The organism is Streptacidiphilus carbonis, assembly GCF_000787775.1.
Lineage (GTDB): Bacteria > Actinomycetota > Actinomycetes > Streptomycetales > Streptomycetaceae > Streptacidiphilus > Streptacidiphilus carbonis.
In genome coordinates this window covers 22,653-36,379 of the sequence record NZ_BBPM01000009.1, presented here as the reverse complement: position 1 = coordinate 36,379, position 13,727 = coordinate 22,653, and the positions used below count along the sequence as shown (strand labels likewise).

The 13,727-nt window shown below is 73.3% G+C and carries 10 protein-coding genes and 1 pseudogene; 5 read left to right on the top strand and 6 right to left on the bottom strand.

Going from position 1 to position 13,727, the window contains the following annotated elements; genetic code table 11:
• Positions 1-58 precede the first annotated feature (58 nt).
• From TR46_RS09350 to TR46_RS45005, 4 genes are read right to left on the bottom strand one after another with little or no spacing between them, the layout of a single operon-like run.
• Positions 59-898, bottom strand: coding sequence for an ABC transporter permease (locus TR46_RS09350; protein WP_052432658.1), 840 nt, complete (start codon positions 896-898; stop codon positions 59-61).
• Positions 895-1,692 carry an ABC-2 family transporter protein gene (locus TR46_RS09345; RefSeq protein ID WP_152626374.1) on the bottom strand — a complete coding sequence of 266 codons (798 nt, stop codon included), beginning with the start codon at positions 1,690-1,692 and terminating at the stop codon, positions 895-897. The genes TR46_RS09350 and TR46_RS09345 overlap by 4 nt, the downstream gene beginning before the upstream one ends.
• Positions 1,689-2,702: an ABC transporter ATP-binding protein gene (locus TR46_RS09340; protein ID WP_042396702.1), complete on the bottom strand. Its 1,014-nt coding sequence runs from the start codon at positions 2,700-2,702 to the stop codon at positions 1,689-1,691. Before TR46_RS09340 ends, TR46_RS09345 begins: the two co-directional genes overlap by 4 nt.
• Positions 2,699-3,787: a hypothetical protein gene (locus TR46_RS45005; protein ID WP_052432656.1), complete on the bottom strand. Its 1,089-nt coding sequence runs from the start codon at positions 3,785-3,787 to the stop codon at positions 2,699-2,701. The genes TR46_RS09340 and TR46_RS45005 overlap by 4 nt, the downstream gene beginning before the upstream one ends.
• Before the next feature lie 263 nt (positions 3,788-4,050).
• On the opposite strand from TR46_RS45005, the gene TR46_RS09330 reads away from it, so the two are divergent.
• The 4 genes from TR46_RS09330 to TR46_RS09315 all read left to right on the top strand — a co-directional run bounded on the left by TR46_RS09330 (position 4,051) and on the right by TR46_RS09315 (position 7,837).
• The gene (locus tag TR46_RS09330; RefSeq protein ID WP_152626372.1) at positions 4,051-5,061 is read left to right on the top strand and encodes an inositol-3-phosphate synthase; all 1,011 of its coding nucleotides are present in this window, start codon (positions 4,051-4,053) and stop codon (positions 5,059-5,061) included.
• 134 nt (positions 5,062-5,195) lie between these two features.
• Complete coding sequence (locus TR46_RS09325; protein WP_042396700.1) at positions 5,196-5,954, top strand: isocitrate lyase/PEP mutase family protein; 759 nt, start codon at positions 5,196-5,198, stop codon at positions 5,952-5,954.
• Positions 5,955-6,050: 96 nt separating this feature from the next.
• Positions 6,051-7,058 (top strand): ATP-binding cassette domain-containing protein, encoded by a 1,008-nt coding sequence (locus TR46_RS09320; RefSeq protein ID WP_042396694.1) that lies wholly within the window; start codon positions 6,051-6,053, stop codon positions 7,056-7,058.
• Positions 7,055-7,837, top strand: a complete 783-nt coding sequence (locus TR46_RS09315) for an ABC transporter permease (RefSeq protein ID WP_042396692.1) — start codon at positions 7,055-7,057, stop codon at positions 7,835-7,837. The genes TR46_RS09320 and TR46_RS09315 overlap by 4 nt, the downstream gene beginning before the upstream one ends.
• Here TR46_RS09315 and TR46_RS09310 read toward each other — a convergent pair.
• Positions 7,815-11,048 carry an ATP-binding protein gene (locus tag TR46_RS09310; RefSeq protein WP_042396688.1) on the bottom strand — a complete coding sequence of 1,078 codons (3,234 nt, stop codon included), beginning with the start codon at positions 11,046-11,048 and terminating at the stop codon, positions 7,815-7,817. The genes TR46_RS09315 and TR46_RS09310 overlap by 23 nt on opposite strands.
• A 207-nt stretch (positions 11,049-11,255) precedes the next feature.
• Here TR46_RS09310 and TR46_RS09305 point away from each other — a divergent pair, with 207 nt between their 5' ends.
• The gene (locus tag TR46_RS09305; RefSeq protein WP_042396685.1) at positions 11,256-12,947 is read left to right on the top strand and encodes a beta-1,3-glucanase family protein; all 1,692 of its coding nucleotides are present in this window, start codon (positions 11,256-11,258) and stop codon (positions 12,945-12,947) included.
• A gap of 307 nt (positions 12,948-13,254) precedes the next feature.
• Here TR46_RS09305 and TR46_RS42170 read toward each other — a convergent pair.
• Positions 13,255-13,727, bottom strand: a pseudogene (locus TR46_RS42170) (hypothetical protein); the annotation flags it as partial.

The following is a 13,727-nucleotide window of genomic DNA, read 5'->3' as shown; positions in this document are numbered from 1 at the left end:
CCAGCGGTCCGGACGGGGGCGCGGTGCTGCCGCGTCAGCGCCCGCGCCACCAGCTGGGTCACCACCCGTGCCGCCGATAGGCCCGCAGCCCCGCGCGCCAGGCCCAGCGGCCCACCCCCAGCCAGACCAGTGCGACCAGCGGCGCCACCAGGGTCAGCGCCGGGCCGTACGGAACCGTGTCCGCCTTCCCCAGCACCGCCGCCACCGGGTAGAACGCCACGAACGCCACCGGCAGTACGAAGGTGAACGCCGCCCGCAGCACCGCGGGGAACACGTTCAGCGGGTAGTTGCCGAAAGAGCCGATCACCGTGTCCAGCCAGGAGAACAACGCCTCGCTGCCGGGGCGGAGCAGCACCACGCCCGCCGTGCACAGCGCGAGCGCCAGCTCCAGCACGGCTCCGCTCGCCACCGCGAGGACCAGGAAGCCGGCCCGGGCCGGGGTCCAGTCCAGCCGCAGCATCGACAGGCAGACGCCGAGCGAGGTCACGGCGACGGTGAGGTCGCCCACCGCGTTCAGCGGGAACCGGCTGGTGCACACCTGCAGCAGCACCGGCGCCGGGCGCAGCAGGAAGCTGTCGAACCGTCCCTGACGGATCAGATAGGGGATCTCCCTGACATTGGTGAACCCCAGCACGAACACGGCGTGCGCCAGCAGCCGGACGCTGCTCACCAGCAGCACCTGGCCCACGGTCCAGCCGGCCAGCGGCGGGAACCGGGTGAACACGACGGTCGCGAACAGCAGCACGGTGACCTGGTAGGTCACCCCGTTCACGATCGCCAGGGCGAAGTCCGCCTTGTCGGCCAGCCGTTCACGCAGGCCGGCCCGGCCGGTGGCCCCGGCGGCCCGCCAGGCCCGGCGTGTCCGCGCGCCCGCGGTCGTCCGCGCGACCCCCGTCATCCGCCCAGCACCACCAGACGGCGTCCCGCGCGGCGCCAGACGGCGGCCGTGAGCACCGCCAGCACCAGGCACCAGCCGACCTGTACGGCCAGCGGGCCCGCCGCACCGGCCGGGGCGATCCGCCCCGCGTACAGCGAGACCGGGGTCGACACCCCGGCCGCGAACGGCAGCCGGGTCACCACGGCGGCGAGCGGGCCGGGGAGGAACCACAGCGGGATCAGCGCCCCGGACAGCAGCGCCTGCACGAACTCGTAGAACCGGGTGACGCCCTCCGTGGAGACCGTCCAGAAGGCGACCAGGTCGATCAGCAGGGTCAGGTAGTAGAGCACCACCAGGCCGAGCCCGAAGCTGACCGCCGACAGTGCGGCCACCGCGGCCGAGGCGGGCGGCGCGACCAGCCCCAGGACCAGCCCGAGCGCCAGTCCGGCGGCCACCCAGGCCGAGGAGTACAGCGCTTCGCCCACCCCGTACCAGGCGCGGTACCGGCGCGCGCTCACCGGACGGAGGAACCAGTAGGCGATCGAGCCGTCCAGGATCCGGGTCTTGACGGACTCCCCGGTCGCACCGCGCATGGCCCGGGCGGTGGTGGCCAGGGTCGCCAGGGTGGAGTAGCTGACGGCCTGTCGGACGTCCAGCCCGGCCACCTCGGCGGTGTGCGCGTAGAGCGCCCGCCACAGCTCGGCGTAGAGCAGGACCTGGGTGACGACCACGAATCCGGTCGTCGCCAGCCTGGTGCCGCGCATGCACTCGGCGAGCGGCGCGATCCGGGCCAGCCGGTGCACGGCGCCGGTCACGGCGGCGCCGGCGCGGCCGGAAGGACGGGTGCCGGGGGACCGCCCAGCCGGCTGTGGTCGCCGGCGTAGACCGAGCGGAGCACGTCCTCCAGCCGGACGCCCTCGAAGTCGATCGACCGCACCCCGCCCGCGCCCAGCAGCCGGGCTGCGAACTCCTCCTGGCCCACCCCGGGATCCAGGGCGTAGGTGGCGCGGACGCCGTCCAGCTCCAGCAGTCGGGCCCCCGGCAGCCGGACCGGCCCGCCGCCGCCCGCCGTCAGCTCCACCGTCACCGTGCCGGACCGCCCGCCGATGCCGGTCAGGTCGGCGAGGGTGCCGTCGAAGAGCGGCCGCCCCCGGTCGATCAGCACGATCCGGGGGCAGAGCGCCTCGACGTCGTCGACGTCATGGGTGGTCAGCACGATCGCATGGTCCCCGGTGCGGGCCAGGTCGGCGAGCATCGCCCGCACCTGGGACCGCACCAGCACGTCCAGGCCGATGGTCGGCTCGTCCAGGAAGAGCACCAGCGGCCGGTGCAGCACCGCGGCGGCCAGGTCGCAGCGCACCCGCTGGCCCAGCGAGAGGTGCCGCGCCTGGGTGTCCCAGAACCCGGACAGGCCGAGGACGTCGTCGAGTTCGCGCATCCGCCGGACGAACACCGGCTCCGGCAGGCCGTACATGTCGCGCAGGATCCCGAAGGAGTCGCGGGCCCGCAGGTCCCACCACAGCTGGGTGCGCTGACCGAACGTCACTCCGATGTTGGCAGCATTCCGCACCTGGTCCCGGTTGGGGTCGAGCCCGAGCACCCGCACCGTCCCGCTGTCCGGCACCAGCAGCCCGGTCATCACCCGGACCAGCGTCGACTTCCCGGCGCCGTTCTGCCCGAGCAGTCCGACGAACTCACCTGCGCCGATCTCCAGGCTCACCCGGTCCAGGGCGACCGTCTCCCGGCGCGGCTGCCTGCCGCGCCTGAGCAGCGGCCCCCGCAGCCGGAACCGCTTGCTGACCTCGCGCACCTCGATCGCGGTCACGCCGGGACTGCTCCCCCGACGTCCTCCGCGTCCCGGTACGCCTCCCCGCCGTACTGCGCCCCCAGGCACAGCGCCGCCACCAGCGGTTCCAGCATCAGGCCGGCGGCCCGCTCGAACTGCCCGGCCGGCAGGAACCGCCGTACCCCGCCGGGGAACATCGTCGCCAGCGCCCGGGCCGCGACCGGCTGCCGGGCCGCGGCCGGGACGCGCTCGGCGGACAGGCCCAGATCGGCCGCGACCATGCCCAGGGCGCAGGCGGTCAGCCACCACTGCCGGATCAGCATCCCGCTGACGATCTCGCGCACCGCGGCCGGCACCGCCGCCGCGCACGCCGCGTCCAACTCGGCCGCGCCGAGCCCCCGGCCGGCCAGGACCGGCGCGGTCCACTCCTTGCGGTAGCGGTCGCCGTCCCGGACCCGGATGCAGGACAGCCCCTCCCACCAGGAGAACTGAGGCACCATCGGCAGCGCCTCGACCGCGGGGCCGGTCCAGTCCGGCGGCGGGTCGGCCTCGGCCGGCAGGCAGACGCAGCGGCGCGCGCCCAGGTGGTCGTTGCCCGTGAGGCTGGGCGTCTCCAGGTGGTCGGCGAGGTTCGGCACCGACACGTAGCAGCCGACCCCGAGTTCACGCAGGTAGTCGTCGAGGACGACGTCGTCGGGTGTGCCCGGCTCGGCCTTCAGCGCGGCGTACTCGTCGAATCCGCCGGCGATGTGAGCCGGCAGCATCAGCACCGGCGCGGGTACGTACTCGTCCACGGAACGCGCCCAGGAGGCCCCGGTGAGCGCGGCGATACGGACCATGTGCGCGGTGCGGGACCCCCACTCGGTGAAGAACGCCAGCGCGTCGTCGGGCCTGGCGCCGGCGGCCGCGGCGGCCTGGGCGGCGAAGCCCGCACTCGGCACGGCGTCGTCCTGGAGCACCAGGTGGTGGGTGGCGCCCGGCGCGACCGCGCTCCAGGCGCGGCGGGCGGTGCGCAGCGCGGTCGGCGGCCCTTCGGGGTCCGGGTCGAATACCACCTCGGGCGCCAAATCGACCAGGCCGTTCCGGAGCCGGAAGGCCGCACCGGCGCGGCTGGGATGCGCCATCACAGCGCTCGATAAACGGACCTGCGGCACGGATTTCGCCTCCCCCGTCCAGGCATTCATGGCTTTCGAGCGAACCCCAACACCTCCGGCATGTCAATACGTCAATTTCCGCAAGGAGGTTTGAATAATGCAAGGCGCGGCCATAGCCGGACAAGGGCGAACAACCGCCCGAAGACAGACAGTCCGCACCCTGTCTTGTGCCGGCCCCGGGACTCCGATCTACTGCTGGAGCGTCAGGACAACCGCACGGGAGGAGTGGACGTATGCCCAACATAGCCATAGCGGGTATCGGAAACTGCAGTTCTGCCCTGGTCCAGGCATTGCACGGGGTCAGCAACGGCACGGTCCGGCACACCGATCTGGCCCCCGGCCTGGAATCCGTTCCGGTGCGCGACATTCGGATCACAGCCGCTTTCGATGTCGACGCCAGAAAAATCGGAGTGCCGCTGGAGAAGGCAATCCTGGTCGAACCGAACTGCACCACGCACTATGTCGACGTCACCGCGCCGCTGCCCCCGGTCACGGTCGGTGCGCTCGCGGACGGTGTGTCAGGACCGCTCGCCGATATCGTCCAGGTCCACGAGGCGGCAGACCGGACCACCGCCGCCGACATTGCGGCCGAAATGAGGAACTCCGGTTCCGAGATTCTGGTCGTCTTCCTGCCCACCGGCGCACAGGCCGCCGCCGAACTGTATGCCGACGCGGCGGTCCGGGCGGGGTGCTCGCTGGTCAACTGCACCCCGGCGCGGCTGGGGCGGTCGGCCACCTGGCAGCAGCGCTTCCGGGACGCCGGCGCCACGCTCCTTGGTGACGACATGAAGAGCCACATCGGCTCGACCACCGTGCACCAGGCCCTGCTGTCCGCCCTGAACAGGCAGGGCGTCACCGTGGACGCCACCTACCAGCTGAACATCGGCGGCAACACCGACTTCCTCAATCTGCGGGACACCGGCCGGTCCGCGGCCAAGCGGGTGACCAAGGCCACCGCCCTGCGCGAACTCGTCTCCCCGGAGACGGCCATGGACCTGGGCCCCAGCGATCACATCGCCCAGCTCAAGGACCGGAAGGTCGGCTACATCCGGATCGTGGGCTCCGGCTACCTGGGGATGCCCTTCTCGATGGAGGTGCGCCTGGAGGTCGAGGACAGCCCAAACTCCGCGGCCATCGCCATCGACGCCGTCCGGGCCGCCGCGAGCCTGCAGGCAGGCGCCGAGCTCGATCTCGCCGCCGTGCTCCCGGCCCTGTTCAAGGCCCCGGGACTGACCGGATCCTGAAGGCACCCTGCCACCCCGCTGTCCGGACCGATGAGTTTCCGGCGCGGGCGGTATCCGTACCTCCGAGCGGGACCGCGGCGGACAATGGGGCGCCCGGCGGATTCCGACCTGATGCACCGACCCGGAGGACATCGATGACCACTGAGACCAAGGACCTGAAGGCCCAGGCCGAGCGGCTGCGCGAGCTGCACCACGACGGGATGCTGGTGCTGCCCAACGTCTGGGACGCGGCGAGCGCCGCGGTCGTGGCCGGAGCGGGCTTCCCCGTGGTGGCCACCGCCAGTGCCGCCGTCTCGGCGATGCTCGGCTTCCCGGACGGCCAGGGCGCGCCCTGGCAGGAGATGTTCGCCGCGGCCGGACGGATCGCCCGGGCGGTGCCGGTCCCGGTGACGGTGGACGCCGAGGCCGGGTACGGCATGGAGCCGCGCGAGCTGGTGGACCGGCTGCTGGAGATCGGGGCCGTGGGCTGCAACCTGGAGGACACCGACCACCGGGCGGGCGGCCTGGTCGAGGCCGGGGCGCAGGCCGACTGGCTGGCCCGGGTGCGCTCGGCCGCGGACGACGCCGGGATCCCGATCGTCGTCAACGCCCGGGTGGACACCTTCCTGCCCGCCAACGGAGTACCGGAGCCGGAGCGGGTCGCCGAGACGGTCCGCCGCGGCCGGCTCTACCGCGAGGCCGGCGCCGACTGCGTCTACCCGATCGGCGTGTCCCGGCCGGACGACCTCGCCACCCTGGTCGCCGAGCTGCCGGGACCCGTCAACGGCAACCCCGGCGCCCTGGACCTGGCCGCGCTCAGGAAGCTGGGCGTGGCCCGCGTCTCCTACGGCCCCCGCTTCTACCGCGCCGCCATCGCCGACCTGAAGACCGCCGTGGAGGGGCTGCTGGCCTGAAAGCCCGTGAAACCGCGCTGAAATCGCGGTGAGTCCGGTGGGGCGCACCCTCGGTGTGGTCGTGGCCGCAGGCGCCACCCGTACGGAGGAAGAACCATGACCCCCGCTGCATCCGCACCGGCGATCGCGGTGACCGGGCTGCGCAAGTCGTTCGGCGACCAGGTGGTGCTCGACGGCATCGACCTGGAGGTCGCCGAGGGAACGATCTTCGCGCTGCTCGGTCCCAACGGTGCCGGCAAGACCACCACCGTCCACATCCTGTCGACCCTGAGCGCCCCCGACGGCGGCGGGATCCGCGTCGGGGGCCACGATCCGGCGCTCCACCCCGACCTGGTGCGCGCGGCGATCGGGGTCACCGGCCAGTTCTCCGCCGTCGACGGGCTGCTCACCGGCGAGGAGAACCTGGTCCTGATGGCCGACCTGCACCACCTGGGACGGGTCGGGGGCCGACGCCGCGCCGCCGAGCTGCTGCGGCGCTTCGACCTGGCCGAGGCGGCCGGGAAGACCGCCGCGACCTACTCCGGCGGCATGCGGCGCCGGCTCGACCTGGCGATGACGCTGGTCGGCGACCCGCGCATCATCTTCCTCGACGAGCCCACCACCGGTCTGGACCCGCGCAGCCGCCGCACCATGTGGCAGATCATCCGCCGGCTCGCGGCGGGAGGCACCACGATCTTCCTGACGACCCAGCAGCTGGACGAGGCCGATGAGCTCGCCGACCGGATCGCCGTGCTCGACCACGGGACACTGGTCGCCGAGGGAACCGCGGCGGAGCTGAAGAGCCGGATCCCGGGCGGCCACATCCAGTTGCAGTTCGCCGACGCCGACAGCCTCGACGCGGCCGCCCGGGCGCTGGCGGGGGCCACCCCGGACCGCGACGCGCTCAGCCTGCAGGTCCCCGGCGACGGCAGTGTGCGGTCCCTTCGCGCGCTGCTCGACCGGCTCGACCGCGACGGCCTCGACGTCCAGGAGCTGTCGGTGCACACACCCGACCTCGACGACGTCTTCTTCGCCCTCACCGGCCACCCGACCACCGGGACCGACCGGACCACCACCGAGTCCACCGGGACCACCGGGACCACCGAGAAGGAGGCAGTGCGATGAGCACCCTCGGTTACTCCGTCAGCGACTCGGCGACCATGCTGCGCCGCAATCTGCGCCACAACCTGCGCTACCCGGTGGCGCTCATCGTGTCCCTGGGGGTGCCGATCCTGCTCCTGCTGCTGTTCGTCGGCGTCTTCGGCGGCGCGCTCGGGGTGGGGGCGGTACCGCGCGGCGGCCACTACATCGACTTCGTCATGCCCGGCATCCTGCTGATCACCGTCGGCTACGGCGCCTCCTCCACCGCGATGGCGGTGAACCGGGACGCCACCGAGGGGATCATCTCCCGGTTCCGCACCATGCCGATCTCCCGTACCGCGGTGCTGACCGGCCATGTCGCCGGGGCCATGATCCGGACGCTGGCCACCGGGGTCCTGGTGGTCGGTGTGGCCCTGCTGATGGGCTTCCGCTCGTCGGCCGGCTTGCTCGACTGGCTGGCGGTGGCAGGCCTCTTCGCGCTGGTGGCCCTGGCCCTGACCTGGCTGGCGGTCGCCGTCGGACTGGCGGCCAGGACCGCGGAGGGAACCAGCGGCTTCACCCTGCTGGTCCAGCTCCTGCCGTTCATCAGCAGCGCCTTCGTGCCCACCGGCTCGATGTCCGGAGCGGTGCGCTGGTTCGCCCAGAACGAGCCGTTCACCCCGATCATCGACGCCCTCCGCCGGCTGCTGACGGGTGCTCCGATCGGCCACAGCGCAGTGGTCGCGTGCGCCTGGTCCGTCGGGCTGGCGCTGATCGGCTACCTGTGGGCGCGGGCCCTGTTCAAGCGGGACCTGCGGCTGTGAGCTGACTCCGCGTCAGCAGCGCGGCCGCCACCGCGGCCCACAGGGCGTCCGGGCCGAGGCCAGCGTACTCCGACACCGCGTCGGCGTAGGCCGGCCGGTCCGCCTGCTCGGCGGTCTGCCGGGCCCGGGCGGCGGACATGGTCGGCTGGAAGCTGCGCGAGAACCGCAGCCGTTCGGCCAGCGCGATCATCCGCACCGCCGTGCCGTTGACGCCCGGGCCGGGGGGACCGGCCAGGTCCACCACGGCCAGTGCCAGCAGCAGCACGCCGCAGAAGGGCAGGTCCGAGTAGGGCGCACCCGGTTCGGCGGGCGGCCGCGCGACCAACCGCGACAGCGTCCCGGGCAGCTCGCCGACGAAGGGCCCCGCCAGGTCCAGGCGACCGTGCTGGGCGTGCGCGATCACGGAGACAGCCTGGATCTCCAACCCGTACCGGTCGAGTTCGGGCCTGCGGCCGCCGATGGGCAGACCGCTGCCGCCGCTCCGCAGCCGCTCGGCGGCCCGCCGCCACAGCTGCAGGCCGGCCTCGGCCTCGCCGCGGGCCAGCAGGATCTCGGCGCGCACGCCCGAGTCGAACATCGGCAGACCGCCCGCCTCGTCGCCGCCGGAGTCGACCGCCTGTTCCAGCCAGTACTCGGCCTCGTCCACCGCGCCGAGCTGCAGGTTCGCACCCACCAGCGCCCAGCGCACCCGCACCGCGCTGGACCGCGCGCCGACCTCCTCCACCACCGGCAGCACCTCGCCCAGGTGGTGCCGCGCCTCCTTCCCCAGGTCGAGCAGCAGGCACAGCTCGCCGACCCGGGAGTGGGCCAGCAGCCACAGCGACGGGCTCCCGCTGCGGTCGAAGGCGACCAGCATCCGCCGGGCCGCTGCCAGTGCCGCGTCCAGGTCGTTGTCGTGCTCGTGCACATAGCCGGCCACGTACTCGGCGGTGGCGGCCAGCAGCGGGGCGTCGCTGCCGCTCAGTTCCCGGAGCACCGCCGGCTCCGACCCCGGCGCCCCGGTCAAGGCGCGCATTACCAGCTCCATGGCCCTGACCAGGGTGTCCGGCCGCGCCGCAGGCAGCCGGCGCAGGGTGGTCAGCGAGCGGGCCGCACCGGGCAGTTGGAGCAGGAACGCGCTGATCGCCGCCAGCACCGCGGCCGTCCGGACCACCTCGACGAAGTCGGGGCCCGGGCGGAAGTGCGACAGCACCCGGGCGGTCTCCCCGCCCAGCGTCGCCATCCGCGCGAAGTTGGCCTCGGCCGTCCACAGGCCGCCCAGCAGCGCGGAGCACGCCGCGACCGTCCCGCCGTCCTCGCGGTCCAGGCCGAGCCGCAGGGCCAGCAGCAGATTGTCCTGCTCCGCCCTGATCAGCCGCACCGCGCCGACCAGGTCGGGGCCGTACACCGACTCGTGCCGGGCCAGGCCGAAGCCACGGGCCCAGGCCAGGAACCGGTCCGCCACCCGGTCGTTCCCGCCTGCCTCGCCCCGGCGGGCGGCGCTGAACTCGCGCACGGTCTCCAGCATCCGGAAGCGGGCTCCTGACGGAGTGTCGGCGACCTTGAGCAGCGACTGGTCCACCAGCCGCTCCAGGATCCCCAGCATGTCCGTGTCGTCGGCCGCGTCCGCGCCGCCGAGCAGGTGCCGCGCGGCGTCGGCGGTGAAGCCGCCGGGGAAGAACGACAGTGCCCGCATCGCCGCCTGCGCGGCCGGGTCGAGCAGGCTCCAGCTCCAGTCGATGACGGCGTGCAGGGTCCGGTGCCGCGCCGGCGCGTCCCGGGCGCCGCCGCGCAGCAGCGCGAAGCGGTCCTCCAGCCTGCGGGCGATCTCGGCGACCGACAGCACCCGCACCCGCGCCGCCGCCAGCTCCACGGCCAGCGGCAGACCGTCCAACCGGCCGCACAGCTCGCGCACCCCGTCCACCGGCAGCAGCACCCCGGGACGGGCGGCCCGGGCCCGCTGCCGGAACAGCTCCACGGCCGTCGGCAGGCTCAACTCCGGCAGCAGGTACACGGATTCGGACGACAGACCGAGCGGGGCCCGGCTGGTGGTGAGCACCCGAAGCTCGCCGCTGAGCGACACCAGGTCCCGCACCAGCCCGGCGACGCCCGGGAGCACCTGCTCGCAGTTGTCCAGCACCAGCAGCGCCGGACCCGGTCCGAGGGCCTGCACGATACCGGTGAGCACATCCGCCGTACGTCCGACCGGGCGGGCGACCGGATGCCCGCCCGCGCCCGGTCCGGCTTCCCCGACGCCCAGCGCCGACGCGACCTCCGCGGCGACGCCGTCGTCGGTGCTGACGCCGGCCAGCGGCACCAGGTGCACCGCGCGCTGCGCCGCCCGGCGGGCGACGGCCTGGGCCAGCCGGGTCTTGCCCAGGCCCCCGGCGCCGACGATCGAGGTGACCCGGGAACTGCGCAGCAGACCCGCGACGGCAGCGAGGTCGTCCTCGCGGCCGACCAACGCGTTGGGCTCATGCGGGACGCCGTGCCGGAGTGCCGGCCTGCCGCCCTGCAGCAACTGCCGGTGCAGCCCTTGCAGGGCCGGGCCGGGATCGCTGCCGAGCTCGTCCCGAAGCGCCCGCCGGTAGGCGTCGTACCTGGCCAGTGCCGCGGACGGACCCACCGTGGCCGCCTCGCAGCGCAGCAGCTCCGCCAGCACCTCCTCGTCCCGGGGCCGCGCCCGGATCAGCTCGCCCAAGGGCTCGACCGCCTCGGCGGCGCGGTCCAGCCGGGACAGTGACAGTGCCCGGGCCCGCGACAGCGACCGGAACGTCGACGCCCGTGCCGCACGGAGCGCGGACAGCGCATCGCCGGCCCGGACGTCCGCGGTCGCGGCGCCGGCCCCTTCCCACAGCGCCAGGCCTGCCTCCGCGTGCGCGAGCGCCGCCGCATGGTCGCCGTCGGCCGCGTGCCGCGCGCTCGCGGCCGACCTGAGCAGCGCGGCCGAGGTGTCGACCTGGTCCTCGTCCAGTGCGAGGCGGTATCCCAGCGGAGTGCCGACGATGGCACCGGGGCCGAGCTGCGCCCTTGCCCGCGAGACCAGGACCTGCAGCGCCTTGGCCGGGTTGGCCGGCTGCTGGTCCGGCCAGATGCCCTCCACGAGCCCGGCGCTGCCGCACCCCGCCCGCAGGTCCGCGGCGAGCAGGGCGAGCAGAGCGTGCAGCCTGGCTCCGCCGATCGCCCGGCCGCGAAAGCAGACCCGCGGCAGGAGCACCAGCGCAACAGTCATACGGACAGGCTATCCAGCCCTTGCGCACAGTTCGGGAGGCATCCGAAGCGTTCAAGAGTTTTATTTAAGGTTGCATTGAGAGCGCTTTCAAGCGCCAGATCTTGACGAGGCTGAAAGCCGGTACCAGAGTGTCCATGACATTCTGACCGTCCGTCACGACCGCCCTGCGACCCCCACGCCCGGCTGTCCGGCCCCCAGGAGCATGACGTGATCTCCCGCCGCAAGCTGATCAGCGCCTCGATAGCGGCTGTCGCCGCCCCGGTCCTGCTCACCACCGTGCGCCGCACCGCCTCGGCCAGCACGGCCGCCACCCTCCCCGTCCAACTGGCCAACAACACCTCGTCCGCCACGGTCTACGCCTACGTCCTGGGCCTGGACCTCAACCAGGGCAACAGCTGGGCCTTCCTGCAGTCCGACGGGAGCACGCTGTACCACCCGCCGTCCCCCAGCGCGCCCGGTGCGGCGCTCGGCGCCGACTGCGCCATCGCCCTGTCCGCCCCCGGCGCGCCGGCCCGCACAATCTACGTCCCGCACCTCGCCAGCGGACGGATCTACTTCTCCGTCGGCAAGAAGCTCACCTTCCTGGTCAACCCCGGCCCCGGCATCGCCATGCCGTCGGTGTCCAATCCCAGCGACCCCAACATCGCCACGCCGTACAGCTTCTGCGAGTTCACCTACGACACGAACCAGCTGTACGCCAACATCAGCTATGTCGACTTCGCGTCGGTGCCGATCTCGTTCGACCTGCAGACGCCCCAGGGCGAGCAGACAGTGAACGGGCTGCCGGCCGGCGGGCTGGAAACGGTGGCGTCCGCGCTGCGCGCCCAGGCGGCGAGCGACGGCGGCGACTGGGCCAAGCTGATCGTCACCGACGCGTCCGGCGCGGCGCTCCGGGTGCTCAGCCCCAATACCGCGATCACCAGTACCCCTTCGCTGTTCAGCGGATACCTGGACAGCTACATCGACCAGGTCTGGACGAAGTACCAGAGCACCGACCTGGTGATCGACACCCAGGCCTCCTGGGGCAGCACCACCGGACGCGTGAGCAACGGCGTGCTGAACTTCCCCGGCGTGGGCAGCTTCACCAAGCCCAGCACCGCGGCGGTGTTCAACTGCAGCAGCGCCCCGTTCACCACCGGCAACGACGAGATGGGCAACCTCAGCGCCCGACTCGCCGCGGCCCTCAACCGCACCACGCTGCTGGCCGACGCCAACCAGCCGGACGGCGAGGACCCGTCCGCGTTCTACCAGCAGCCGCGGACCAACCACTACGCCCGGATCCTGCACCAGACCGCCACCGACCACCTGGGCTACGCCTTCCCGTACGACGACGTCCACCCCGCCGGGGTCGACTTCGAGGGCCGGGTGCAGTCGGCGTCGCCGACCTCACTCACCATCAGCGTCGGTGCGGGGCAGGGCGGAAGCGGCGGGTCGACCGCCACCCCGACGCCCACGCCCACGGCAACGGCGACGGCGGGCGGCGGGACCAGCGCGTTCGGCACCATCCAGGCCGAGTCCTTCGCCGGGCAGTCCGGCACCGCGACCGAGGCCTGCGGCGACACCGGCGGGGGCCAGGACGTCGGCTGGATCGCCAACGGGGACTGGCTCAGCTACGACGACATCGACTTCGGCAGCGCCGGGGCCACCCAGTTCCAGGCCCGGGTGGCCTCCGGAGCCGCGGCCGGGGTCAGCGGCCTGATCCAGATCCGGCTCGCGAGCCCCACCGGCCCGGTCGTGGGCAGCCTCTCGGTCGGCAACACCGGCGGCTGGCAGTCCTGGCGGACCGTCCCCGCCGCGATCAGCGGCGCCACCGGGACGCACACCGTCTGCCTCACCTTCAGCAGCGGCCAGGCCGCCGACTTCGTCAACCTCAACTGGTTCACCTTCAAGGCCAGTTGACGGTCGGCAGCAGTGCTGTCCGGGCACCGCCGCGCCGGTGGCCGAGGCCGTCGGCGCGGCGGTGCCCGGGCGCCCGCCGAAGGGCTCGCCGGCGCCGCGGCCGCGGCGCCGCGGAACGATACCGAGTCCGACAGCGGGAAACGGGCAGACGACGTCCTCTTCCGCAGGCCGCCGCGCGCGCGTGCCGCATTCCCGCACCCGCACCGTAAATCCCTCCCCGGGTGATTCCGTTCCGCTCGGAACCGCTCACCCGTTACCCGCAAGCATTACGGTCGGCTTACGGGCTCCGGCATTTCCCCGGGAATTCTCACGACCCCGCCACCGTGATGTCGTCGAACCAGGCGGAGCCGCCCCGGCTCAGTCCCCGGTCGTCGAGCCGCAACTGGAGATCGGCGCTGGTCGCCCCACTGGGCGTGTCCAGGGTGATCGAGACGTACTCCCAGTCGTGGGTGCCGCCGAAGGCGAGCGCGTTGTGGGCCGAGCCGACCGGACGGCCCGCGGCGTCGTAGAACAGCAGGTACATGCAGACCTGCTGGTATGCGGGACCCTCGGTCCTGATCCAGGCGGCGTAGGTGTGCGGCCCGGGCTCGGCGGCCATCCGCGAGGCCAGGTCGGCGTAGACGTACCCGCCGGCCGGGACGGTGAGTCTGAGTGAGCCGGCTCCGCTGCGCGAGACCCCGGAGTCCTGGCTCATCGTCCCGTGGTCCGCGCCCCCGACCGCCTGCCAGCCGCCCGGGGCGGCACTGGCGGAGGCGCTGGGGGTGGGAGCGGTGGAGGTGG